Raw genomic sequence first — 24,282 nt, 5'->3', positions numbered from 1 at the left:
CCCCCTCGCTCTACAGGGACAACGCATGGTTAACCACTTACGGACTTACAGCCTTCTGCTGACATTAACCCTCGGGCTGTCGGGCTGCGCTTCCTGGTTCGCCGACGATGCTCCCGCGCCGCAGGTGCACCTGGTCAAGGTCGAAGTGGTCCGGGCCAAGTTGTTGGAACAGAAATTCAAGCTGCACTTTCGCGTCGACAACCGTAACGACTCGGACCTGACCGTGCGCGGGCTGATCTACAAGATCACCCTGGACGATATTGTGCTGACCGAAGGCGAGTCCAATGAGTGGTTCACCGTGGCGCCTCACAGCCGGGGGTTTTTCAAGATATCCGTGCGCACCAACCTGTGGCCGCAGGTGCGTCAGGTGGTCGAGATGCTGAAAAACCCCGACCAACCCATCCCCTATCGGCTGGAAGGCGAACTGAAAACCGGATTATTCATCGGTAACGACGTGCACGTGCTGCGCAATGGCGAGATAATCCCCGGCGATTTTATTCCGGAGCGACATCAATGACTCAGCAACCCCATGTCCATGGTCCTGACTGCAACCACGATCATGATCACGATCACCATGATCACGACCACGGCCATGTCCACGGCCCGAACTGCGGCCACGCTCACCAGGAGCCAGTGCGCAATACCTTGAAGGACGTGGGTCGCAACGATCCTTGCCCGTGCGGCAGTGCAAAGAAATTCAAGAAGTGCCACGGCGCTTGATGCGAGTGTAGTAAGAGCGCGTTCTGTGGCGAGTGAGCTTACTCCCTCGCCACAAGGTCAGTGTTTACAACGCTAGGTAGTCAACACCTGCTTCGACGAAATAACCGTGGCGTATTCGCCATGCAGGTTACCCAAGGACATGGCATGCACCGTCTCAGCCGAGTGCATTTGCCCATAAAAGTCCGCCTTGTCGAAGGTGTAGCAGGCGTCTTCAACCACCCAAGTCTCAAACCCAAGGTTGCCGGAACTACGAGCAGTAGCTTCCACCGAGTTGTGGGTAGCTACGTCCACCAGCACCACTTGCCTGATTCCAGAGCCGTGCAATGTCGCCTCCAGCGCCGTACCGCAAAACGCATCCGGAACCCGCTTCTGGATCAGTTGTTCGCCCGCCTGCGCAATAAACGCGTCCTGAAACTCCACCCCCGACTGCTCCGGCCAGAACACCGAGTCCGGCGAGTGGGACAAATGCTGAACATGAATCACCGGCCAACCGTTACTGCGCCACTGGGCCAGTAGCGCGAGCATGCGCTCCTCTGCGTCGGGATTATTGCGCCGCCCCAGCTTGGGATGATGAATGCCTTTTTGTTGATCAATCAGGATCAACGCTGCGCCGTGCCGGATTTCCATATCGATAGATCCAAATGTTCCATTGAATTTTCGCCACTTGAACATCACCTATTCCTACAGGCAAGTCATCGGGCGTAAAACTGTCCTCTCATCTGCTGGCTATCCACTCAAGCATTCACACTCTTGGAGAGCTTCATGATCGACCTGTATTACTGGACCACTCCCAACGGTCACAAGGTTTCGTTGTTCCTGGAAGAAGCCGGTCTACCTTACGAGGTGCATCCAATCAACATTGGCCAGGGCGACCAGTTCAAGCCTGACTTCCTGAAAATCGCTCCCAACAACCGTATACCGGCCATCGTCGATCAGCACCCGACCGACGGCGGAGCTCCCATTTCCCTCTTTGAATCCGGCGCCATCCTGCTGTACCTCGCAGAAAAAACCGGCCAGTTCATTCCCCAGGACCTGCGCGGTCGTCAGGAAGCCCTGCAGTGGCTGTTCTGGCAAATGGGTGGCTTGGGCCCGATGGCTGGGCAGAACCACCATTTCAGCCAGTTCGCCCCGGAAAAAATCCCCTACGCGATCAAACGCTATGTCGACGAAACCGCTCGACTGTATGGCGTGCTCGACCGCCGCCTGGCAGATCGCAAGTTTGTGGCGGGCGAGGAATACAGCATCGCCGACATGGCGATCTACCCGTGGGTCGTGTCCCACAAATGGCAGAGCCAGAAGCTGGAGGACTTCCCCCATGTAGAGCGCTGGTTCAACCACATCAAGGAACGTCCGGCGACGGTGCGGGCGTATGAACTGGTGGCAAAGGTCAATCCGCCAAAGTCTTGAGTCCCCAGAGCACTCCCACGCCCTATGTGGGAGTGATCCCTTGAAAATAAGCACCGCCTCCCGCTTGCGTCGTTTCACCGCGCTCACTAACGTAGCGCCTTTACTGACGCTACCCCCCGCAGGAGCTTTGCCATGGCCTCGCCAGCCCTATCACATTTTCTTCCCCGGTTCGGCGTTGCCGCGGCAGTGGCCAGTGTCTTGGGCCTGGCCGGTTGCCAGTCACTGAGCACCCAGGACACTTTGCCCCCCGTTTCCGGCGTACAGCCCCTCAAGGGCCTGGCGCAAAACGTTTCCGTGCGCCGCAACAGCCAAGGCATGCCGCTGATCGAAAGCAGCACCTTCCATGACGCGCTGTTTACCCTCGGCTATGTACACGCCAGCGACCGCATCAACCAAATGGTCACCCTGCGCCTGTTGGCCCAGGGCCGTCTGGCGGAAATGTCCGGGCCGGATGTGTTGGATGTCGACCGCTTCATGCGGGCAGTCAACCTGAAGAAAAGCGCCGGCGAGCTTTACAGCGCTTCGTCGCCTCGGCTGAAGCGCTTCTTTGAAGTCTATGCCCGCGGGGTCAACGCCTACCTGTTCCGCTACCGTGACAAGCTGCCGGCAGACCTGGCCCAGACCGGCTACAAGCCTGAATACTGGAAGCCGGAAGACTCAGCGCTGCTGTTTTGCCTGCTGAATTTCAGCGAATCGGCCAACCTTCAGGAAGAATTGTCGGCCCTGGTGCTCGCGCAAAAAGTCGGTGCCGACAAACTCGCCTGGCTGACACCGAGCTACCCGGATGAACCCCTGCCCTCGGCTGAATCCGACAAGCTCAAGGGCATCAACCTCAGCCAGATTCCTGGCTTGGCGGCGCTGAACAGCATCACCGAGCACCTGGGCACGCTCAATACCCTCGGGGTTTCCAGCTCCAGCAACTGGGCCATCGCCCCACAACGCAGCCGCAGTGGCAGAAGCTTGTTGGCCAATGACCTATCGACACCGCTGCAGGCGCCGTCGCTGTGGAGCTACGTGCAAATCCGCGCACCAAAATACCAGGCCGCCGGTGTCTCGATTGCCGGTATCCCAACCTTGCTCTCCGGCTTCAACGGCAAGGTAGCCTGGAGCATGAGCCAGGTTTCCGGCGACACCCAAGACCTATTCCTGGAAAAGGTCAAACGCCAGGGTAGCGCGCTGTACTACGAGAACAATGGCAAATGGCTGCCAGCCATCGTGCGCAACGAAACTTTCTTCGCCAAAGGCCAGAAGCCACTTCGCGAAGCGGTGTACGAAACCCGCCACGGGCCGCTGCTCAACAGCACCCAATCCCTGACCAGCGGTTATGGCCTGACTTTACAAACTGCCGACTTCAAGGACGACAAGAGCCTGGACGCGTTCTTCGACCTGTCCAGGGCGCAGACCGTAGAGAAAGCCTCGGACGCCAGCCGCGAGATTCGCGCCATCGCCCTGAACATGGTCTTTGCCGACGCCAGCAATATCGGTTGGCAAGTCACCGGCCGCTTCCCCAACCGCCGTGAAGGCGAAGGCCTGGTGCCATCGCCGGGTTGGGACGCACGTTTTGACTGGGACGGTTACGCCGATGCGATGCTGCACCCTTACGATCAAGACCCGCCACAAGGCTGGGTCGGCACCGCCAACCAGCGCACCATCCCGCACGGTTATGGCATGCAGCTGTCCAATTCCTGGGCTGCTCCGGAACGCAGCGAACGGCTTGCACAACTGGCAGGCAGCGGCAAGCACGATAGCCGCAGCGTAATCGCCATGCAGTACGACCAAACCACCACCTTCGCCGCCAAACTGAAAACCATGTTCCTGGCGCCAGGCATGGCCCAGCCGCTAAAACAGGCCATCGACGCCCTGCCCGCCGCCGAACGAGCCAAAGCGCGGGAAGCCCTGGACCGCTTGATGGCGTTCGACGGCCGCCTGGCACCGACGTCCACCGATGCGGCGATTTACGAGCTGTTCTTGCAGGAAAGTACCAAGCAGATCTTCCTCGACGAACTGGGCCCGCAGACCAGTGCCACCTGGAAAGCCTTTGTCAGCAACGCCAACCTGTCCTACTCGGCCCAGGCCGATCACCTGTTAGGCCGCGAAGACAGCCCGTTCTGGGATGACGCGCACACCCCGCAAAAAGAAGACAAGCCGGCAATCCTCGCCCGCAGCCTGGCCGCCGCAATTACTGCGGGCGACAGCCAATTGGGCGGCGATCACAAAGCCTGGCAGTGGGGCAAACTCCACAGCTACACCTGGAAGAACACCAGCGGCCAGACGGTTCGCGGCCGACTGGCGGCAGGCGGTGATCACAACACCCTGAACGCGGCACCCTACAGTTGGGGGCAAAACTTCGACACCACACAGGTGCCGACGCTGCGCATGATCGTCGACTTCGGCCAGATGGAACCGATGATGGGCCAAAGCGGCATCGGCCAATCCGGCAACCCCGCCAGCGCGAACTATGCCAACGGCATCGACACGTGGCTCAAGGCGCAATACCTGAGCTTCCCGATGCAACCGCAGAACTTTGACAAGGTGTATGGCAAAACCAGGTTGACCCTGGTGCCCGGCAAGTAATCCCTAACCTATCGTTCCCACGCCCGTGGGAACGATAACTAAACGTCAGCGCTGGACACCGCACCAAATAAGCGCGCCCACTTCCCAATGCCCGAAATCGGGCATTTCCTGCATCGCACCACCTGTAATCCCACCTTTTAAAACGACCATTCGGAACTATGGTGCAGAAATTGCTACTTGCGTTACGTCTGACACCGTTCAGTAACAGTCCTAAACGCGCCACATGCGCTTATCTTGATTCCCAGGGATTACATAATGAAAAAAGCATTGCTGACCCTTTCTGCACTGGCTCTGTGCATGGCCGCAGGTTCTGCCTTGGCCAAGGAATACAAGGAATTGCGTTTTGGTGTCGATCCGTCCTACGCACCGTTCGAATCCAAAGCGGCTGACGGCAGCCTGGTAGGCTTCGATATCGACCTGGGCAATGCCATCTGCGCGGAGCTTAAGGTCAAGTGCAAGTGGGTCGAGAGTGACTTCGACGGCATGATCCCAGGCCTGAAAGCCAACAAGTTCGACGGCGTGATTTCGTCCATGACCGTGACCCCGGCCCGCGAGAAGGTCATCGACTTCTCCAGCGAGCTGTTTTCCGGCCCGACGTCCTACGTGTTCAAGAAAGGTTCCGGCCTGAGCGAAGACATCACGTCCCTCAAGGGCAAAACCGTTGGCTACGAGCAAGGCACCATTCAGGAAGCTTACGCCAAGGCCGTGCTGGACAAGGCGGGGGTGAAAACCCAGGCCTATCAGAATCAGGATCAGGTCTACGCCGACTTGATGTCGGGCCGTCTCGACGCATCGATCCAGGACATGCTGCAAGCCGAACTGGGCTTTTTGAAATCGCCACAAGGCGTTGACTACGAAGTCAGCAAGCCTGTGGACAGCGAATTGCTGCCGGCCAAGACTGCCGTCGGCATCTCCAAAGGTAACAAAGACCTCAAGGTACTTTTGGATAAAGGTATCAAAGCGTTACACGATGATGGCACCTACGCCACTATCCAGAAGAAACACTTTGGCGATCTGAACCTGTTCAGCGGCAAATAATGCCCGGGCGCCCCTCTTCACGATGGGCGCTTTTTTACCTCGCCATAGGCCGTGATCGATGTTTGAAGACCTGTTGCAGACCCTCGGCCTGAGTGCTTTCAGTTTGAAGGGTTTCGGCCCGCTCTTGCTGCAAGGCACCTGGATGACCATCAAGTTATCGGTGCTGTCCCTGGCCGTCAGCGTATTGCTGGGCCTGCTCGGCGCCAGCGCCAAATTGTCCAGCCTGCCGTTCCTGCGCATCCCCGCCCAGCTCTACACCACGCTCATTCGTGGTGTGCCGGACCTGGTGCTGATGCTGCTGATTTTCTACAGCCTGCAAACCTGGCTGACCAGCTTCACCGACTTCATGGAATGGGAATACATCGAGATCAACCCGTTCAGCGCCGGGGTTATCACCCTGGGTTTTATCTACGGCGCCTACTTTACCGAGACCTTTCGCGGGGCGATCCTCGCCGTGCCCCGTGGCCAGCTGGAAGCCGCCACCGCCTATGGCCTCAAGCGCGGGCAACGCTTTCGCTACGTGACCTTCCCGCAGATGATGCGCTTTGCCCTGCCAGGCATCGGCAATAACTGGATGGTGACGCTCAAGGCGACGGCGCTGGTGTCGATCATCGGCCTGGCCGACCTGGTAAAGGCCGCCCAGGATGCCGGCAAGAGCACCTATCAGTTGTTCTACTTCCTGGTGATCGCCGCGTTGATCTACCTATTGATCACCAGCGCCTCCAACTTCGTCCTGCGCCGCCTGGAACGCCGCTACTCCGCAGGCTCTCGGGAGGCGCTACGATGATTGAGCTCCTGCAGGAATACTGGCGGCCCTTCCTTTACAGCGACGGCTACCACATCACCGGCCTGGCCATGACCATGTGGCTGCTCAGTGCCTCGATCTTCATCGGTTTCCTGGTGTCGATCCCGCTGTCTATCGCCCGGGTTTCGCCAACGCGCTGGGTGCGCTGGCCGGTGCAGTTCTACACCTATCTGTTCCGGGGTACTCCGCTCTATATCCAACTGCTGATTTGCTACACCGGCATCTACAGCATCGCCGCGATTCGCGCCCAACCGGTGCTGGATGCGTTTTTTCGCGATGCCATGAACTGCACCATCCTCGCCTTCGCCCTCAACACCTGCGCCTACACCACGGAGATTTTTGCCGGGGCGATCCGCAGCATGGCCCACGGCGAAGTCGAGGCGGCAAAAGCCTATGGCTTGAGCGGCTGGAAACTGTATGCCTACGTGATCATGCCCTCGGCACTACGCCGTTCATTGCCGTACTACAGTAATGAAGTGATCCTTATGCTGCACTCGACGACGGTGGCCTTTACCGCGACGATCCCGGACGTGCTTAAAGTCGCCCGTGATGCCAACTCGGCAACCTTTCTCACCTTTCAATCATTTGGTATCGCTGCGCTGATCTACCTGACCGTAACCTTTGCCCTGGTCGGTCTGTTTCGTCTGGCGGAGCGTCGCTGGCTGGCCTTTCTCGGCCCCAGCCACTAGGAGACAGCATGCGTCATCTGATTCATGAACTATTGGCGCCGGTGCCAGGCACGGCGCGGCAAATTCACAGCTTCCACTTCGGGCCGCAGCAGGCTGAAGGCAAGGTCTACATTCAGTCTTCGCTGCACGCCGACGAGCTGCCCGGCATGCTGGTGGTCTGGCACCTGAAAGCCCGCCTGGCCGAACTAACCGCCGCCGGGCGCCTACACAGTGAAATCGTGCTGGTGCCGATCGCCAACCCGGCGGGCCTGGAACAGGTGTTGATGGACATCCCCCTTGGCCGCTACGAGCTGGAGAGCGGGCAGAACTTCAATCGCCGGTTTGTCGACCTCAGTGAAGAAGTCGGCAATCAGGTCGAAGGCCTGCTGGGCAGTGATCCGCACCTCAACCGAGAGCTGATCCGCGACAGCCTGCGCCAGGCCCTTGCCCGGCAGGTGCCGGCCACCCAGCTACAATCCCAACGCCTGGCGCTACAACGCCTGGCGTGTGATGCCGACATGGTGCTGGACCTGCATTGCGACTTCGAAGCCGTGGCCCACCTGTACACTACGCCCGATGCCTGGCCACAGGTCGAGCCGTTGGCCCGTTATATCGGCGCCGAAGCCTGTCTGCTGGCCACCGACTCCGGCGGCCAATCCTTCGATGAGTGTTTCACCCTGGTGTGGTGGCAGTTGCAGCAACGTTTTGGCGAGCGCTTCAACATTCCCATGGGCAGTTTTTCCGTGACTGTCGAGTTGCGCGGCCAAGGGGATGTGAACCACGGTTTGGCGAGCCTCGACTGCCAGGCAATCATCGATTACCTGATTCAGTTCGGCGCCATCGCCGGAGAGCCGGCAGCGTTGCCGGACTTGCCCTATCCCGCCACGCCGCTGGCCGCTGTTGAACCCGTGGCGACGCCTGTGGGTGGCTTGCTAGTATTCAGCGCGCTGCCTGGGGAATACCTCAAAGCCGGTCAGCTTATCGCCGAAATCATCGACCCCATTCACGACCGCGTAACGCCGATTCATTGCCGTAATGCCGGCCTGCTTTACGCCCGTTCGCTGCGCCGCATGGCCACCGCCGGGATGGTCATCGCCCATGTCGCAGGCACGCAAGCCTATCGCAGCGGCTATCTACTTTCGCCTTGAAGGATGCACGCCCCCATGTACAAATTGACCGTTGAAGGCCTGCACAAAAGCTATGGCGACAACGAAGTGCTCAAAGGTGTCTCGCTCAAGGCCAGGACCGGTGATGTGATCAGCCTGATCGGCGCCAGCGGTTCGGGCAAAAGCACCTTTTTACGCTGCATCAACTTTCTTGAACAACCCAATGATGGCGCCATGACCCTCGATGGCCAGCAAATTCGCATGGTCAACGACCGCCACGGCATGCGCGTAGCCGACGAGGCCGAGTTGCAGCGCTTGCGCACGCGACTGGCAATGGTGTTCCAGCACTTCAATCTGTGGAGCCACATGAGCGTCCTGGAAAACATCACCATGGCTCCGCGACGAGTGCTGGGTTGCAGCAAGAAAGACGCCGAAGAGCGCGCCCGTCGCTATCTGGACAAGGTCGGCCTGTCGGCACGGGTCGCCGATCAATATCCGGCGTTTCTCTCCGGCGGCCAGCAACAACGGGTAGCAATCGCCCGCGCCCTGGCGATGGAGCCGGAGGTGATGCTGTTCGACGAGCCAACCTCGGCCCTGGACCCGGAACTGGTGGGCGAAGTGCTGAAGGTGATCCAGGGCCTGGCCGAAGAAGGCCGGACCATGATCATGGTGACCCACGAAATGAGCTTCGCCCGCAAGGTGTCGAGCCAAGTACTGTTTCTGCACAAGGGCCTGGTGGAAGAGGAAGGCACACCGGAAGAAGTGCTGGGGAACCCCAAGAGCGAGCGCCTCCAACAGTTCCTGAGCGGCAATCTGAAATAACGGCCACCGCCCCAAGGCTGGACGCACGCAACGCGCTCAGCGGGCCGTGAGAGCACGATGAGCACCCTCACGCAACTGGAGCGGGCGGTGGCTCGTCCGGAAGGGTAGGTTCACCAGGTTCAGTGGGCTGGGGGTAATCAGGATCGGGCTGGCCGGGGATACCGCCAGCGCTGATCGGGGGATGTGCCATCAGGGACCAGGCCAGAACGCCAATCTGATTGGGTTCAAGCCGGGCAAGTTCGGCGCTGATTCGCGGATCGATCTTCATAGGGGTACTCCTCAAGCGTGGCCCGGCGCGTTTTGCACGATCCGGGGCAGTACACCCAATAGAGTGCCTGCCCGCTGACAAATTCCCTTGGTATGTCAGACGATTCGATCAGGCGCGCGGCAGGGTCACGCCACGCTGACCCTGGTACTTGCCACCACGGTCCTTGTAAGAGACTTCACACTCTTCGTCGGATTCGAAAAACAGCATCTGCGCCACACCTTCGTTGGCGTAGATCTTCGCCGGCAAGGTGGTGGTATTGGAGAATTCCAGGGTTACGTGGCCTTCCCACTCTGGCTCAAGCGGAGTCACGTTGACGATGATGCCGCAGCGCGCATAGGTGCTCTTGCCCAGGCAAATGGTCAGAACGTTGCGCGGAATGCGGAAGAACTCGACGGTGCGGGCCAGGGCAAAGGAGTTTGGCGGAATGATGCACACATCGCTCTTGACGTCGACGAAGCTCTTTTCGTCGAAGTTTTTCGGATCAACGGTGGCCGAGTTGATGTTGGTGAACACCTTGAACTCATCGGCGCAGCGCACGTCGTAGCCGTAGCTGGAAACCCCGTACGAAATCACTCGGTCGGCGCCTTCGCCGCGCACCTGACGCTCTACGAAGGGCTCGATCATGCCGTGCTCTTGCGCCATGCGGCGAATCCACTTGTCCGATTTGATGCTCATGGCGGGTGTCCTGAATAGCGAGGTGGAAAAATTCTGTTGAGCATCTTACCGGGGCCAGCCTCGTGGTTCAAAGGGCCGGGGATTTTTCTTATTAAGGCTGGCAGATTCCTCCCAGGCTTACACAGGGGCCCCGGGCCTTGAATTCAGGGGGGATCCCCCCCTGCAGAGGGCGCCGTCAGTCACGAATTTAGAGAAACCTTCGGAAATACCATTGGCACGTTCCGGAAAAAGGGTTAAGGTGGCGCCACTGTGCTGCTTGTGTCACTGAGAATCTCTACACGATATGTTGAATTTCGATCCAACCATCTCCAAGAATTTTTCCTGCTCTTTGCACTCAGTCTCGGCCAGGGCTTTTCCTGAGTCGCAGTTAACTTTGTCCAAGGAGATACACCATGTCTAATCGCCAAACTGGTACCGTTAAGTGGTTCAACGATGAAAAAGGCTTCGGCTTCATCACTCCACAATCCGGTGACGACCTGTTCGTTCACTTCAAAGCTATCCAATCTGACGGCTTCAAAAGCCTGAAAGAAGGCCAACAGGTCTCTTTCGTCGCTACCCGCGGCCAGAAAGGCATGCAAGCTGAAGAAGTTCAAGTTATCTAACTTGTACTGATTTAGTCGAAAAGCCCCGCCCTTAAAAGCGGGGCTTTTTTATGCCTGTCATTTGACCCGCGCCTACATCACCGTAGCAGTTATCGAGCCCCAGCGAGGCTACGTCGGCCACCAAGTCGCCCCCAACGCAACCTCGCTAAAGCTTGACCGTGAACAAAGCATCTACGGCATACAAAGCAAAACGCCCGATGCATTCACATGCATCGGGCGCTTTCATCGCTGCCAAGCATCGTCCCTATTGAAACAACGACTCACTCGACAAGCCATTCTTCTCAAGGATCTCACGCAAGCGCTTGAGGCCCTCCACCTGGATCTGCCGCACCCGCTCACGGGTCAGGCCGATCTCCAGGCCAACATCCTCCAGGGTGCTGCTTTCGTGGCCGCGCAACCCGAAGCGGCGTATCACCACCTCGCGCTGCTTGTCCGTCAGCTCCGAAAGCCACTGGTCAATGCTTTGAGAAAGATCATCGTCCTGCAACAGCTCACAAGGATCCGTAGGACGATCATCGGTCAGGGTATCCAACAGGGTTTTATCCGAGTCTGGGCCCAGCGAGACATCAACCGAAGAGACGCGCTCATTGAGACCCAGCATACGCTTGACCTCTCCTACCGGTTTTTCCAGCAGGTTGGCGATTTCTTCAGGCGAAGGTTCATGATCGAGTTTTTGTGTCAGCTCACGCGCCGCCCGCAGGTAGACGTTGAGCTCCTTGACCACATGGATCGGCAACCGGATGGTCCGGGTCTGATTCATGATCGCTCGTTCGATGGTCTGACGAATCCACCACGTGGCGTAGGTCGAAAAGCGGAAACCCCGCTCAGGGTCGAACTTCTCCACCGCCCGGATCAAGCCGAGGTTTCCCTCTTCGATCAGGTCCAACAGGGAAAGCCCACGATTGACGTAACGTCGGGCGATTTTCACCACCAGGCGCAGGTTGCTTTCAATCATGCGTTTGCGCCCAGCCGGATCGCCCTTTTGCGACAACCGCGCAAAATGGACTTCTTCTTCGGGGGTGAGCAAGGGGGAAAAGCCGATTTCATTGAGATACAACTGGGTTGCATCGAGCGCCCGGGTGTAATCAATGTATTTATGCTGTTTTAACGCTGAGGAGTTTTTGGATTTGGCACGAACCGAAGGCACAGCAGGCCTCTCGTTCGACATCGAATCCGTACCGACATCAGTCTCCATAAGGAGAACCTCATCGTCGATGTCAAACTCCGGCGCTTCTTTACTGAGAGCCATTGTTATAGTCCTTTGGTGAGTTCGACCTCAAGCTCAAGCGACGCCTTTATCCTTGGCAACGCTGGAGCCTGTTCCTTCTACGTGAGGAAACAGGCTGGCAACACATCAACGACGGGGAAGGAATTGCAGTGGATCTACAGGCTTACCCTGGCGGCGAATCTCAAAATGCAGTTTCACCCGGTCTGTCCCAGTCGACCCCATTTCGGCAATTGTCTGTCCGACTTTGACCTGCTGCCCCTCCCGAACCAACAGCCTGCGGTTATGACCGTAGGCACTCACGTAGGTATCGCTGTGCTTGATGATTACAAGTTCACCGTAGCCCCGTAAACCACTCCCGGCGTACACCACTGTCCCATCTGACGCAGCTAAAACAGGCTGTCCCAAATCCCCGGCGATATCAATGCCTTTATTCAAACTACCGTTTGAGGAGAATTTTCCAATAAGAATGCCATTTGAAGGCCATCCCCAACCGGTCGGCGAAGGCCCTGCAGGAGGCAACGGCGCGAGTACCTGCTTGCTCGCCACCGTAGGCGCGGCGGTGCCTGCAGGCCGAGTGATGACTGTCGTCCTGCTGGAAGATGACGGCGATGAGCCTGATTTTGTGACAACTGCAGTCGGTGTTGAACCGGTACGCCCGTCGAAACGAATGGTCTGACCTGGATGTATCGTATATGGCACAGGGATATTGTTACGGGCTGCGAGAGCCTTGTAATCCCAGCCATAACGGAAGGCAATCGAGAACATCGTATCGCCCTTGCGCACTACATATTGCCCGGTGGTGACCGTCGGCTTTTGTGGCACTGCATTATTGCGATCAACGACCCGCGCCCCGCCGCCTGGCGTACTGGAGCAGGCAGCCAATAAGGAACTCAAGACAAGGCCAATCACCAGTCGCTGAAAACTTGTTTTACTCATACGCTGCGCAATGACCGTGAGACTCACCCGCCGCTCCCTTTGTGGTGGCTGAATATGAACGCCTGTATCAGGCTTGAAATATGACGCAAGTATAACTGGCTGCTGAGCTTTAACCGGCAACAAGACAGAAACGAAAAAATCATCCTGTTTAATACGTTGCATCGATTATGTTGACTCAATAGACCCCGCTGTAAGACACATACCCAGCAATAGAATTCAGTATGTACAGGTAAATGATCAGGCCAGCGGGCCATTAAGTAGCGGGACAAAACGTACCGCCCCCAGCACATGCCGGGAAAAGCCCTCTTCCTCGCGAATGATCAACATCAATTGTTGCACTTCGCCAGATCCCACGGGAATGACCAGCCGCCCGCCTGGAGCCAACTGGTCCAGCAATGCCTGGGGTACATCGGTCGCAACCGCCGTCACGATTATGCCGTTGTAAGGCGCCAGCGCCGGCCAACCTTCCCAGCCATCGCCCCAGCGAAAGACTACGTTGCGCAGATTCAATTCCATCAGGCGTTCCTTGGCCCGGTCCTGCAACACCTTGATCCGCTCGACGGAGAATACCCGCTCCACCAACTGCGACAGAACGGCGGTCTGGTAGCCGGAGCCGGTACCGATCTCCAGCACCTTGTCCAGAGGACCCGCCGCCAACAGCAGTTCACTCATCCGCGCAACCATGTACGGCTGGGAGATGGTCTGGTTGTGGCCAATGGGCAGCGCGGTGTCTTCATAAGCTCGGTGTGCCAGGGCTTCATCGACGAATAAGTGCCGTGGAGTACGACGGATGACTTCCAGCACCTGGGCATTGGACAAACCCTCTTCGTAAAGCCGCTGGATCAACCGCTCGCGGGTGCGCTGGGAGGTCATGCCGATACCCCTGCGCAGCAGGTCGTCTTGTTCACGAGCCATTAGCGCAACCCCTCCAGCCAGCCATCGAGACTACTGAAGGCATCACTGAAGGTGCGATCGAGTTGCAATGGAGTAATCGAAACATAACCCTGCATCACCGCATGAAAGTCAGTGCCCGGTCCGCCGTCCTCGGCATCACCCGCTGCAGCAATCCAATAGCCTTCCTTGCCACGAGGATCGGTCACCTTCAGCGGTGCTGCCGCTCGGGCACGATGGCCCAGGCGGGTCAGCTGGATGCCGCGAATATGGTCCAGGGGCAGGTTGGGAATATTGACGTTAAGCACCGTGCGCGGCGGCAGATCCAGGGAATCATGGGCCTCCACCAGCTTGCGGGCGAAATAGGCAGCCGTGGGCAGGTTGTCCAACTGGCGGGATGCCAACGAGAAGGCAAACGAGGTCCGCCCCAGGAAGCGCCCTTCAAGGGCTGCCGCCACTGTGCCGGAATACAATACGTCATCGCCGAGGTTGGCCCCCAGGTTGATCCCGGAAACCACGAGGTCCGGCTCACGATCCAGCAAACTATTAATTGCCAGGTGCACGCAATCGGTGGGGGTTCCGTTCAGACTGATAAAACCGTTGGCTAACGTTTGCGGGTGCAACGGACGGTCGAGCGTCAGCGAGCTGCTGGCACCACTCTTGTCCTGGTCCGGGGCAACCACCACGCACTCGGCGTAGTCCGCCAGCGCAGCATGAAGCGCGGCAAGGCCGGGTGCCGTGACCCCGTCGTCGTTAGATATCAGAATACGCATGGGCTGTCCGTCTGCCCCACCGGCACCAGATCAACAAGCTCGCGCACCAAAACAGTGGCGAAGCATCCGGCCGGCAGGACGAATTCCAATTGCAGAATGTCCAGCGAGGGATAATGCCACGTCAACCCGCCAATGGGCAGTCGCAGAATGCGACGTTCCTGGCTCATGCCAGCATTGACCAGCCAATCGCGCAGGTCCGCTTCGCTGGCGGCCACCGCCTGCTCCAAGTCATGAGTGGCACCGGTAGCCGGCGAGTCGCCTTCACCCCATTGCGGGCCGGTGGGATGCAAATCAAGGATGGCCAGGCGCGGATCGCTACACTCCGCCTCCCCCGCCGGGAAAAAGCTGCGGCTATCAGTGAACGCCAGCAAGTCGCCGACCTGGGCGCGCTGCCAGGAGCCGTCGGCTACCCGCGCCGCCAGCACTTTGTTGAACAGAAAACTACGGGCCGTGGAAAGCAGGCGTGAACGCACGTTGCGCTGTTCCGGCAAGGCCTTGCGAGCAGCCCAGTCGCGGGCATCCACCACGTTGCCACCGTTATGGCCGAAACGCTGGGCACCGAAATAATTGGGGATACCTTGTTGGACGATCAGTTGCAGGCGCGCATCGATAGCGGCGGCATCGCCGACGAACTGGGTCAGCCGCAACGTGAAACCGTTGGCCGAATGAGCGCCGCGTTGCAGCTTGCGCTTGTGGCGGGCGCTCTTCAGGATCTTCAGCGTGTCGTTTTCCGCCGCAGTCAGGTCCGGATCGGCCTTGCCCGGCAGCTGCACACTGAACCACTGGCGGGTCAGCGCCTGGCGATCCTTGAGGCCTGCATAGCTGACGGTGCGCAACGGCACACCTGCCGCCTTGGCAATGCGCCGCGCCGCCTCTTCGGTATTCAGGCCGCGTTTCTCTACCCATAACCACAGGTGTTCACCTTCGCCGGTCAGCGGAATATCCAGTACTTCATCCACTTGGAAGTCTTCCGCCGTGGCCTTCAGTACTGCGCTGCCCAGGGCATCGCCATAGGCTCGCGGGCCCAGCAGTTGTAGATCATTCATGCGTGTTGCAACAAGGCAACGGCGTGCACGGCAATGCCCTCTTCGCGACCGGCAAACCCGAGTTTTTCGGTGGTGGTGGCTTTTACGTTCACTTGATCCAACTCAACTTGAAGATCCGCGGCAATCAGCGCGCGCATCGATTCGATATGCGGGGCCATTTTCGGCGCCTGGGCAATGATGGTGTTGTCGACATTGGCGACCTTCCAGCCCTTGGCATGGATCAGGCCGACCACGTGGCGCAGCAGCACACGGCTGTCCGCCCCCTTGAATTGCGGGTCGGTGTCCGGAAAGTGCTTGCCGATATCCCCCAGCGCAGCGGCGCCGAGCAAGGCATCGCTCAAGGCGTGCAGGACAACGTCGCCGTCGGAATGAGCCAGCAACCCGTGGTGGTGCGCGATCCGCACGCCACCCAGGGTGATGAAGTCGCCTTCGGCGAAACGGTGCACATCATAGCCGTGGCCAATACGCATAAAAAAACGCCCCGATTTAATTCAGGGCGTGATTCTACCTACTTTTGCCCGACATTAACCGAGCAAAGCGCGTCCATGATGTCGCAAATGGTCTTCGATGAAGCTGGCGATAAAGAAGTAGCTGTGGTCATAGCCCGGTTGCAGCCGCAGCTTGAGCGGATGGTTGGCCGCCCTGGCGGCTTGCTGCAAGGCTTCGGGCTTGAGTTGCACCTCAAGAAAATCATCGCGATCGCCCTGGTCCACCAGCAACGGCAGTTTTTCCGTAGCTTCGCTGATCAACACACAGGCATCCCACTCACGCCACTTCGAACGCTCATCCCCCAGGTAGCGGGAGAACGCCTTCTGGCCCCACGGGCAATCCATCGGATTGTTGATCGGCGAGAACGCCGACACCGATTGATAACGCCCCGGATTGCGCAAGGCACAGACCAGCGCGCCGTGACCACCCATGGAGTGACCGCTGATGCCGCGATTGCTGGAGGCTGGGAAATGCGCCTCGACCAGTTCCGGCAATTCCTGCACCACGTAGTCATGCATCCGATAGTGCTTGGCCCAAGGCTCCTGGGTGGCATTCAGATAAAACCCGGCACCCAGACCGAAATCCCAGGCACCGTCCGGATCCCCAGGCACACCGGCCCCACGCGGGCTGGTATCCGGCGCAACGATGATCAGCCCCAACTCGGCCGCAACACGCATTGCACCCGCCTTTTGCATGAAATTTTCATCGGTACAAGTCAGCCCCGACAGCCAGTACAGCACCGGCAATTTGCCGCCCTGCTCCGCTTGCGGCGGCAGGTAGACGGCGAACGTCATGTCACAGCCCAGTACGCGGGAGCTGTGTTTGTAACGTTTATGCCAACCGCCAAAACTCTTCTGGCAGGAAATATTTTCCAGGGTCATGGGAGTGCTCCCAGCGTCAAGTCACAAGCCTCAAACTGCAAGAGAGTCGCTCCCCCTTGCCGCTTATAGCTTGCAACTTGCCGCTGCTCTTCAGAAATGAATGACGGTACGGATGCTTTTGCCTTCATGCATCAGGTCGAATGCCTTGTTGATATCTTCAAGGCCCATGGTGTGAGTAATGAAGGTATCCAAAGGAATTTCACCGGTCTGGGCCATTTCCACATAGCTTGGCAGCTCGCTGCGACCGCGCACGCCACCGAACGCCGAACCGCGCCAGACGCGACCGGTCACCAACTGGAACGGACGAGTGGATATCTCCTGGCCAGCACCAGCCACACCGATGATCACCGACTCGCCCCAGCCTTTGTGGCAGCATTCAAGGGCCGCACGCATCAGTTGAACATTGCCGATGCATTCGAAGGAAAAGTCCACGCCGCCGTCGGTCAAATCAACAATCACGTCCTGGATCGGGCGGTCATAGTCTTTCGGGTTGATGCAGTCAGTGGCACCCAGCTGCTTGGCAATCTCGAACTTGGCCGGGTTGATGTCGATGGCAATGATGCGTGCGGCCTTGGCCTTGACCGCACCAATGACCGCCGAAAGACCAATACCGCCCAGGCCGAAGATGGCCACGGTATCGCCCGGCTTGACCTTGGCGGTGTTGATCACCGCACCGATGCCAGTAGTGACGCCGCAGCCCAGCAGGCAGACTTTTTCCAGGGGCGCATCCTTGGGGATCTTGGCCACGGAGATTTCCGGCAACACGGTGTACTCAGAGAAAGTCGAGGTGCCCATGTAGTGGAAAATCGGCTGACCCTTATAGGAAAAGCGCGAAGTGCCATCCGGCATCAAACCCTTGCCCTGAGTGGCACGAATCGCCTGGCACAGGTTGGTCTTGCCCGACAGGCAGAATTTGCACTTGCCACATTCCGGGGTGTACAGCGGGATCACGTGGTCGCCCACCGCCACCGATGTCACGCCTTCGCCAATGGCTTCGACTATCGCGCCGCCTTCATGGCCGAGGATCGACGGGAAGATGCCTTCCGGATCGGCGCCCGACAAAGTGAAAGCATCAGTATGGCAAACACCGGAGGCGACCACGCGCAACAGCACTTCACCCGCCTTGGGCATGGCGACATCGACTTCAACGATCTCAAGGGGTTTCTTGGCCTCGAAGGCTACGGCAGCGCGGGACTTGATCATCCGGGTTCTCCATGGAGTTATAAAACAAGACCAACAGTGTAAAACACGGCTGACTGATTAATAATCCAGGCAAAAGCAAAACATTATTGCTGCACAGGGATAATCACCATGCTGGAAAACCGCTGGGAAGGCATCGATGAGTTCGTTGCCGTGGCCGAGTGCAGCCAATTTACGGCGGCCGCCGAACGTCTTGGGGTGTCTTCGTCCCATATCAGTCGCCAGGTGGCGCGCCTGGAAGAACGCCTGCAAACCCGCCTGCTGTACCGAAGCACCCGACGGGTAACGCTGACCGAGGCCGGCCAGACCTTTCTGCAACATTGCCAACGTCTGCAGGATGGCCGCGAGGAAGCCCTACGGGCAGTGGGCGACCTGGCCAGCGAACCCAAAGGCATGTTGCGCATGACCTGCGCCGTGGCCTATGGCGAACGCTTTATCGTGCCGCTGGTGACGCAGTTCATGGGACTTTACCCACAACTGCGGGTAGATATCGAGCTGAGCAACCGCCAACTGGACCTGGTCCACGAAGGGCTGGACCTGGCGATTCGCCTTGGACGCCTGCAAGACTCAAGGATGGTCGCCAGCCGCCTGGCGCCACGGCGCATGTACCTCTGCGCGTCTCCTTCCTACCTTGAGCGGTATGGACGACCACACAGCTTGTCGGAATTGAGTCGGCATAACTGTCTGATCGGCAGTTCGGATATCTGGCAGTTGGCACAAGACGGACGGGAATTTTCCCAGCGAGTGCATGGAAACTGGCGCTGCAACAGTGGGCAGGCGGTTTTAGATGCAGCGCTGCAAGGGGTGGGCTTGTGTCAGTTGCCGGACTATTACGTGCTGGAACATTTGCACAGCGGCGCACTGGTGTCGTTGCTTGAGGGTCATCAACCGCCAAATACGGCGGTATGGGCGCTGTATCCGCAGCAACGGCACTTGTCGCCTAAGGTGCGCAAGCTGGTGGAGTTTTTGAAAGAGGGGTTGGCTGGAAGGCTGGAGTACAGCGACTGAAAGGCAGCAATCTACTACGCCATGCCACATTTATCTGCGATTCGACCACCGAAGTCGCAGCCACTCCAAGTCCTCGGGCCGAGTCACTTTGATATTGTCCGAGCGCCCTTCGATCAAGCGCGGCGCCTGGCCGGACCATTCCATGGCCGAAGCTTCATCGGTGATCACGGCATCAGCCACCAGGCTGTCAGCCAAAGCCCGATGCAAGGCGCCCAGGCGAAACATCTGCGGCGTATAGGCTTGCCAGATCAGGCTGCGATCAACGGTCTCTACCACTCGCCCGTGCTTATCGACACGCTTGAGGGTGTCGCGAGCAGGTACCGCCAGCAAACCGCCTACCGGGTCATCCGCCAGTTCCGACAACAATTTGTCCAGGTCATAGCGACTCAAGTTCGGCCGTGCCGCATCGTGCACCAACACCCAATCGTCATCACCGGCACCCAGGGTATGCAAGTGCAGCAACGCGTTGAGCACCGAGCCCGAACGCTCTTCGCCGCCATCCACCCGCGCAATGCGCGGATCACCGGCACACGGCAGAGCCGGCCAATAAGGATCATCAACAGCGAGACTGACCACCAGCCCCTTAAGGTCAGGATGGTCGAGAAAACAGCCAAGGCTGTGTTCGAGAATAGTGCGCCCGCCCAGTTGCAAGTATTGCTTGGGACGGTCCGCGGCCATACGGGCACCAACGCCCGCGGCAGGAATCACGGCCCAGAAGGCCGGCGAGCAGTGGTTCATTGGGCCAACTGGTAGAGGGTTTCGCCCTCCTTGACCATGCCCAATTCATGACGAGCCCGTTCTTCTACGGTCTCCAGGCCTTTTTTCAACTCAAGCACTTCGGCATCGAGCACACGGTTGCGCTCCAGCAACACCTCGTTTTCGGCGTGCTGTGCGGCAATTTGCTGGGTCAGGTCGGTTACCTGCGCCAGGCTGCCATTCCCCACCCATAGGCGGTACTGCAGGCCAGCCAGGAGCAAGAGCAAGACGAGGAACAACCAATTGGGACTGCGCATCGAATATCGGGTATCCAGTGAAAAAAGACAGCCATGCAAAAACTTTTGAAGTAACTGATAGCACGAAGCCTGGAAAAACCAGGCTTGTGCTTGATAGCCATGAGATTAGCGTCGAAATTCACGCTGTCGTGATTTTTCCGACGCAATCTGCTGACTTTTTACCATTTAACAATCAGCCGCGAAACTCGCTACGACCGTTGTACTTGGCTTTGGCGCCCAGCTGCTCTTCGATACGCAGCAATTGGTTGTACTTGGACACGCGATCGGAACGGCACAGGGAGCCGGTCTTGATCTGGCCCGCCGAGGTACCCACGGCCAGGTCGGCAATGGTCGAGTCCTCAGTTTCGCCGGAGCGGTGGGAGATCACGGCAGTGTAACCAGCCGCCTTGGCCATCTGGATGGCTTCCAGGGTTTCGGTCAGGGTGCCGATCTGGTTGAACTTGATCAGGATCGAGTTGGCGATCTTTTTGTCGATGCCTTCTTTCAGGATCTTGGTGTTGGTCACGAACAAGTCGTCGCCCACCAGTTGGATTTTCTCGCCGATCTTGTCGGTGAGGATTTTCCAGCCGTCCCAATCGGACTCGTCCAGGCCATCTTCAATGGAGATGATCGGGTAGCGTTCGCTCAAGCCTTTGAGGTAGTCAGCAAAACCTTCGGAGTTGAACACCTGGCCTTCGCCGGACAGGTTGTACTTGCCGTCTTCGTAGAATTCGCTGGCAGCGCAGTCCAAGGCCAGGGTCACGTCGGTGCCCAGCTTGTAGCCAGCGTTGGCCACGGCTTCGGAGATCACTTTCAGTGCATCTTCGTTGGATGCCAGGTTCGGCGCGAAACCACCTTCGTCACCAACAGCAGTGCTCAGGCCACGAGCCTTCAGCACAGCCTTGAGGTGATGAAAAATCTCGGTGCCCATACGCAGGCCTTCGGAGAAGGTCTTGGCGCCAACCGGCTGCACCATGAATTCCTGGATGTCGACGTTGTTATCAGCGTGCTCGCCACCGTTGATGATATTCATCATCGGTACCGGCATCGAGTAGACGCCCGGTGTACCGTTGAGGTTGGCGATGTGCGCGTACAGCGGCAGGTCCTGATCCTGTGCAGCAGCCTTGGCAGCAGCCAGGGATACGGCGAGGATCGCGTTGGCGCCCAGACTGCCTTTGTTTTCGGTACCGTCGAGCTTGATCATCGCGTGATCGAGGGCTTTCTGGTCCAGCGGGTCCTTGCCCAGCAACAGGTCGCGGATAGGACCGTTGATGTTGGCTACAGCCTTGAGTACACCCTTGCCCAGGTAACGGCTCTTGTCGCCATCACGCAGTTCCAGTGCTTCACGGGAACCGGTGGAAGCACCGGACGGCGCGCAGGCGCTGCCGATGATGCCGTTATCGAGAAGCACGTCGGCTTCGACGGTGGGGTTGCCACGGGAGTCGAGAACTTCACGACCTTTGATGTCGACGATTTTTGCCATTGTTGTAAACACTCCAAAGTTGACGAAAACGACGCAGCTGAAGGAAATCTTTTGACCGACCGCAAGGGTGGAACAACGGGGCAGACTTGCAGACGACAAGACTCAGGCCCGAGGGCCTGAGCATTTAGCGTGGGATACTTTACCGGAGAAATCGGCTTTACGCGGTCTCTACCGTCGGAAAACTCTTGACCAGTTCGTCCAACTGCTTGAGCTGGGCCAGAAATGGCTCCAGTTTGTCCAGGCGCAGGGCACACGGACCATCGCACTTGGCGTTGTCCGGGTCCGGGTGGGCTTCCAGGAACAGACCAGCCAGGGACTGGCTGATGCCGGCCTTGGCCAGATCCAATACCTGGGCACGACGCCCGCCAGCGGAATCGGAGCGACCACCGGGCATTTGCAGCGCGTGGGTCACGTCGAAGAACACTGGGTATTCGAACTGTTTCATGATGCCGAAACCGAGCATGTCCACCACGAGGTTGTTGTAGCCGAAGCTGGAACCGCGCTCGCAGAGGATCAACTGGTCGTTACCCGCTTCCACGCACTTGCTCAGGATGTGTTTCATTTCCTGGGGCGCGAGGAACTGGGCTTTCTTGATATTGATCACAGCGCCAGTCTTGGCCATCGCGACCACGAGGTCGGTCTGGCGCGACAGGAAGGCCGGCAACTGGATGATGTCGCACACCTCGGCGACCACGGCAGCCTGTTCAGACTCGTGGACGTCGGTGATGATCGGCACACCGAAAGCTTGCTTGATGTCCTGGAAGATCCGCATGCCTTCTTCAAGGCCCGGGCCGCGATAGGAGGTCACAGACGAACGGTTGGCCTTGTCGAAGCTGGCCTTGAACACGTAAGGGATACCCAGTTTCTGGGTGACCTTGACGTATTCTTCACAGACCTTCATCGCCATATCGCGGCTTTCCAGCACGTTCATGCCGCCGAACAGCACCATTGGCTTGTCGTTGGCAATCTCGATGTCGCCTACGCGAATGATCTTCTGGGCCATCAGGTTTACGCCTTCTTCTGATGTTGCGTCAGTGCAGCTTTGACGAAGCCGCTGAACAACGGGTGACCGTCACGAGGTGTCGAGGTGAACTCTGGGTGGAACTGGCAAGCGACGAACCATGGATGATCTGGCGCTTCGACCACTTCAACCAACGCGCCATCACCGGAGCGACCGGAAACTTTCAGACCGGCTTCCAGGATCTGTGGCAGCAGCTTGTTGTTCACTTCATAACGATGACGGTGACGCTCGACGATCACGTCCTTGCCGTAGCAATCGTGAACCAGCGAGCCTGACTCCAGCAGGCAATCCTGCGCGCCAAGGCGCATGGTGCCACCCAGGTCGGAGGTTTCGGTACGGGTCTCAACAGCGCCGGTGGCATCTTCCCACTCGGTGATCAGGCCGACGACCGGGTGGCCGCTGGCGCGATCAAACTCGGTGGAGTTGGCGTCTTTCCAGCCCATCACGTTACGGGCGAACTCAATGACCGCCACTTGCATGCCCAGGCAGATACCCAGGTAAGGCACCTTGTTTTCCCGAGCGTATTGAACGGCAGTGATCTTGCCTTCCACGCCACGCAGACCGAAGCCGCCCGGCACCAGGATGGCATCGACGCCTTCCAGCAACGCGGTGCCCTGGTTCTCGATGTCTTCGGAATCGATATAGCGCAGGTTGACCTTGGTGCGGTTGCTGATGCCCGCATGGCTCATCGCTTCGATCAGCGACTTGTAGGCATCCAGCAGTTCCATGTACTTGCCGACCATGGCGATGGTGACTTCATGCTCAGGGTTGAGCTTGGCGTCAACCACAGCTTCCCACTCGGACAGATCGGCGCCGCCACATTGCAGGCCGAAACGTTCGACGACAAAATCATCCAGGCCCTGAGCGTGCAGGATGCCCGGGATCTTGTAGATGGTGTCGGCGTCTTCCAGGGCAATCACCGCACGCTCTTCAACGTTGGTGAACTGGGCGATCTTGCGACGCGAAGCGATATCGATCGCGTGGTCGGAGCGGCACACCAGCACATCTGGCTGCAGGCCGATGGAACGCAGTTCCTTGACCGAGTGCTGGGTAGGCTTGGTTTTGGTTTCGCCGGCGGTGGCGATGTACGGCACCAGAGTCAGGTGCATCAGCATCGCGCGCTTGGCGCCGACTTCGAAACGCAACTGGCGGATGGCTTCGAGGAACGGTTGGGATTCGATGTCGCCAACGGTGCCACCGATCTCGACCATGGCCACGTCGGCATCGCCGGCGCCCTTGATGATGCGGCGCTTGATTTCGTCGGTGATGTGCGGGATCACCTGGATGGTTGCACCCAGGTAGTCGCCACGGCGCTCCTTGCGCAGCACGTGCTCGTAGACACGGCCGGTGGTGAAGTTGTTGTTCTGGGTCATGGTCGTGCGGATGAACCGCTCGTAGTGGCCCAGGTCCAGGTCAGTCTCGGCGCCGTCGTGGGTGACGAACACTTCACCGTGCTGGAACGGGCTCATGGTGCCCGGGTCAACGTTAATGTACGGGTCCAGCTTGAGCATGGTGACCTTAAGTCCCCGCGCCTCCAGGATGGCCGCCAATGAAGCGGAGGCAATGCCTTTCCCCAATGAAGAAACAACACCGCCCGTGACGAATATGTAGCGCGTCATGAAAAACCCTAGAAGTCTGCGTTAAAGCGG

General features: G+C 58.5%; 27 protein-coding genes. 11 read left to right on the top strand and 16 right to left on the bottom strand.

All coding sequences use genetic code 11. From position 1 onward, the window contains the following. Positions 1–25: 25 nt before the first annotated feature. On the top strand, positions 26–517 hold the full coding sequence (locus tag ACZRJ6_RS11800) for an LEA/WHy family protein (RefSeq protein WP_149413025.1): 492 nt from the start codon (positions 26–28) through the stop codon (positions 515–517). After that, positions 514–720, top strand: a complete 207-nt coding sequence (locus ACZRJ6_RS11795) for an SEC-C metal-binding domain-containing protein (RefSeq protein WP_214994708.1) — start codon at positions 514–516, stop codon at positions 718–720. The genes ACZRJ6_RS11800 and ACZRJ6_RS11795 overlap by 4 nt, the downstream gene beginning before the upstream one ends. Before the next feature lie 72 nt (positions 721–792). Here ACZRJ6_RS11795 and ACZRJ6_RS11790 read toward each other — a convergent pair whose 3' ends face one another. After that, a complete protein-coding gene (locus ACZRJ6_RS11790; protein ID WP_463968240.1) occupies positions 793–1,347 on the bottom strand; it encodes a cysteine hydrolase family protein in 555 nt (184 codons plus the stop codon). 135 nt (positions 1,348–1,482) lie between these two features. Here ACZRJ6_RS11790 and ACZRJ6_RS11785 point away from each other — a divergent pair, with 135 nt between their 5' ends. The 7 genes from ACZRJ6_RS11785 to ACZRJ6_RS11755 all read left to right on the top strand — a co-directional run bounded on the left by ACZRJ6_RS11785 (position 1,483) and on the right by ACZRJ6_RS11755 (position 9,140). Next, complete coding sequence (locus ACZRJ6_RS11785; RefSeq protein WP_463968239.1) at positions 1,483–2,127, top strand: glutathione binding-like protein; 645 nt, start codon at positions 1,483–1,485, stop codon at positions 2,125–2,127. Positions 2,128–2,259: 132 nt separating this feature from the next. Next, positions 2,260–4,701 carry a penicillin acylase family protein gene (locus ACZRJ6_RS11780; RefSeq protein ID WP_463968238.1) on the top strand — a complete coding sequence of 814 codons (2,442 nt, stop codon included), beginning with the start codon at positions 2,260–2,262 and terminating at the stop codon, positions 4,699–4,701. Positions 4,702–4,956: 255 nt separating this feature from the next. After that, entirely contained in the window at positions 4,957–5,739 is a 783-nt protein-coding gene (locus tag ACZRJ6_RS11775; protein WP_463968237.1) for a transporter substrate-binding domain-containing protein, read from the top strand. Between the two features lie 58 nt (positions 5,740–5,797). Further along, positions 5,798–6,526: an ABC transporter permease gene (locus ACZRJ6_RS11770; RefSeq protein WP_463968236.1), complete on the top strand. Its 729-nt coding sequence runs from the start codon at positions 5,798–5,800 to the stop codon at positions 6,524–6,526. Next, positions 6,523–7,233, top strand: a complete 711-nt coding sequence (locus ACZRJ6_RS11765) for an ABC transporter permease (protein ID WP_133099388.1) — start codon at positions 6,523–6,525, stop codon at positions 7,231–7,233. The genes ACZRJ6_RS11770 and ACZRJ6_RS11765 overlap by 4 nt, the downstream gene beginning before the upstream one ends. A gap of 8 nt (positions 7,234–7,241) precedes the next feature. Further along, positions 7,242–8,360 carry a succinylglutamate desuccinylase/aspartoacylase family protein gene (locus ACZRJ6_RS11760; RefSeq protein ID WP_463968235.1) on the top strand — a complete coding sequence of 373 codons (1,119 nt, stop codon included), beginning with the start codon at positions 7,242–7,244 and terminating at the stop codon, positions 8,358–8,360. Positions 8,361–8,375: 15 nt separating this feature from the next. Continuing rightward, positions 8,376–9,140, top strand: coding sequence for an ABC transporter ATP-binding protein (locus ACZRJ6_RS11755; RefSeq protein WP_463968234.1), 765 nt, complete (start codon positions 8,376–8,378; stop codon positions 9,138–9,140). Between the two features lie 67 nt (positions 9,141–9,207). On the opposite strand, the gene ACZRJ6_RS11750 is transcribed toward ACZRJ6_RS11755, so the two are convergent. Together ACZRJ6_RS11750 and dcd are read right to left on the bottom strand one after the other, a co-directional pair. Beyond that, positions 9,208–9,408, bottom strand: coding sequence for a hypothetical protein (locus ACZRJ6_RS11750; protein ID WP_133099391.1), 201 nt, complete (start codon positions 9,406–9,408; stop codon positions 9,208–9,210). Positions 9,409–9,516: 108 nt separating this feature from the next. Continuing rightward, positions 9,517–10,083, bottom strand: a complete 567-nt coding sequence (gene dcd, locus ACZRJ6_RS11745; protein WP_133099392.1) for a dCTP deaminase — start codon at positions 10,081–10,083, stop codon at positions 9,517–9,519. 392 nt (positions 10,084–10,475) lie between these two features. Here dcd and ACZRJ6_RS11740 point away from each other — a divergent pair, with 392 nt between their 5' ends. Continuing rightward, complete coding sequence (locus ACZRJ6_RS11740) at positions 10,476–10,685, top strand: cold-shock protein (protein WP_014336857.1); 210 nt, start codon at positions 10,476–10,478, stop codon at positions 10,683–10,685. Between the two features lie 244 nt (positions 10,686–10,929). On the opposite strand, the gene rpoS is transcribed toward ACZRJ6_RS11740, so the two are convergent. The 8 genes from rpoS to ACZRJ6_RS11700 form a co-directional block, all read right to left on the bottom strand. Next, positions 10,930–11,934 (bottom strand): RNA polymerase sigma factor RpoS, encoded by a 1,005-nt coding sequence (gene rpoS, locus ACZRJ6_RS11735; RefSeq protein WP_133099393.1) that lies wholly within the window; start codon positions 11,932–11,934, stop codon positions 10,930–10,932. A 105-nt stretch (positions 11,935–12,039) separates the two neighbouring features. Beyond that, a complete protein-coding gene (locus ACZRJ6_RS11730; protein ID WP_463968425.1) occupies positions 12,040–12,876 on the bottom strand; it encodes a peptidoglycan DD-metalloendopeptidase family protein in 837 nt (278 codons plus the stop codon). Between the two features lie 210 nt (positions 12,877–13,086). Further along, positions 13,087–13,722 carry a protein-L-isoaspartate(D-aspartate) O-methyltransferase gene (locus tag ACZRJ6_RS11725; RefSeq protein ID WP_178114486.1) on the bottom strand — a complete coding sequence of 212 codons (636 nt, stop codon included), beginning with the start codon at positions 13,720–13,722 and terminating at the stop codon, positions 13,087–13,089. Positions 13,723–13,763: 41 nt separating this feature from the next. After that, the gene (gene surE, locus ACZRJ6_RS11720; protein WP_149413015.1) at positions 13,764–14,513 is read right to left on the bottom strand and encodes a 5'/3'-nucleotidase SurE; all 750 of its coding nucleotides are present in this window, start codon (positions 14,511–14,513) and stop codon (positions 13,764–13,766) included. Further along, positions 14,501–15,559, bottom strand: a complete 1,059-nt coding sequence (gene truD / locus ACZRJ6_RS11715) for a tRNA pseudouridine(13) synthase TruD (RefSeq protein WP_463968233.1) — start codon at positions 15,557–15,559, stop codon at positions 14,501–14,503. Before truD ends, surE begins: the two co-directional genes overlap by 13 nt. After that, the gene (gene ispF, locus ACZRJ6_RS11710) at positions 15,556–16,029 is read right to left on the bottom strand and encodes a 2-C-methyl-D-erythritol 2,4-cyclodiphosphate synthase (protein WP_133099396.1); all 474 of its coding nucleotides are present in this window, start codon (positions 16,027–16,029) and stop codon (positions 15,556–15,558) included. Before ispF ends, truD begins: the two co-directional genes overlap by 4 nt. Positions 16,030–16,083: 54 nt before the next feature. Further along, the gene (fghA, locus tag ACZRJ6_RS11705) at positions 16,084–16,929 is read right to left on the bottom strand and encodes an S-formylglutathione hydrolase (RefSeq protein WP_463968232.1); all 846 of its coding nucleotides are present in this window, start codon (positions 16,927–16,929) and stop codon (positions 16,084–16,086) included. 90 nt (positions 16,930–17,019) lie between these two features. Beyond that, complete coding sequence (locus ACZRJ6_RS11700; RefSeq protein ID WP_149413012.1) at positions 17,020–18,132, bottom strand: S-(hydroxymethyl)glutathione dehydrogenase/class III alcohol dehydrogenase; 1,113 nt, start codon at positions 18,130–18,132, stop codon at positions 17,020–17,022. Positions 18,133–18,240: 108 nt separating this feature from the next. Between ACZRJ6_RS11700 and ACZRJ6_RS11695 the strand changes: the two genes are divergently transcribed. Continuing rightward, positions 18,241–19,137 carry a LysR substrate-binding domain-containing protein gene (locus ACZRJ6_RS11695; protein ID WP_463968231.1) on the top strand — a complete coding sequence of 299 codons (897 nt, stop codon included), beginning with the start codon at positions 18,241–18,243 and terminating at the stop codon, positions 19,135–19,137. A 30-nt stretch (positions 19,138–19,167) separates the two neighbouring features. On the opposite strand, the gene ispD is transcribed toward ACZRJ6_RS11695, so the two are convergent. From ispD to ACZRJ6_RS11670, 5 genes are all read right to left on the bottom strand, one after another. Continuing rightward, positions 19,168–19,875, bottom strand: coding sequence for a 2-C-methyl-D-erythritol 4-phosphate cytidylyltransferase (gene ispD, locus ACZRJ6_RS11690; RefSeq protein WP_463968230.1), 708 nt, complete (start codon positions 19,873–19,875; stop codon positions 19,168–19,170). Then, positions 19,872–20,150, bottom strand: a complete 279-nt coding sequence (ftsB, locus tag ACZRJ6_RS11685; RefSeq protein WP_205477030.1) for a cell division protein FtsB — start codon at positions 20,148–20,150, stop codon at positions 19,872–19,874. Before ftsB ends, ispD begins: the two co-directional genes overlap by 4 nt. A gap of 172 nt (positions 20,151–20,322) precedes the next feature. Then, positions 20,323–21,612, bottom strand: coding sequence for a phosphopyruvate hydratase (eno, locus tag ACZRJ6_RS11680; RefSeq protein WP_133099402.1), 1,290 nt, complete (start codon positions 21,610–21,612; stop codon positions 20,323–20,325). Positions 21,613–21,769: 157 nt separating this feature from the next. Continuing rightward, positions 21,770–22,615: a 3-deoxy-8-phosphooctulonate synthase gene (gene kdsA, locus ACZRJ6_RS11675; protein ID WP_133099403.1), complete on the bottom strand. Its 846-nt coding sequence runs from the start codon at positions 22,613–22,615 to the stop codon at positions 21,770–21,772. A gap of 5 nt (positions 22,616–22,620) precedes the next feature. Then, entirely contained in the window at positions 22,621–24,252 is a 1,632-nt protein-coding gene (locus ACZRJ6_RS11670; protein ID WP_463968229.1) for a CTP synthase, read from the bottom strand. Between the last annotated feature and the right edge of the window lie 30 nt (positions 24,253–24,282).

Source organism: Pseudomonas sp. C321 (assembly GCF_055407105.1).
This window is presented reverse-complemented; position numbering and strand designations above follow the sequence as displayed.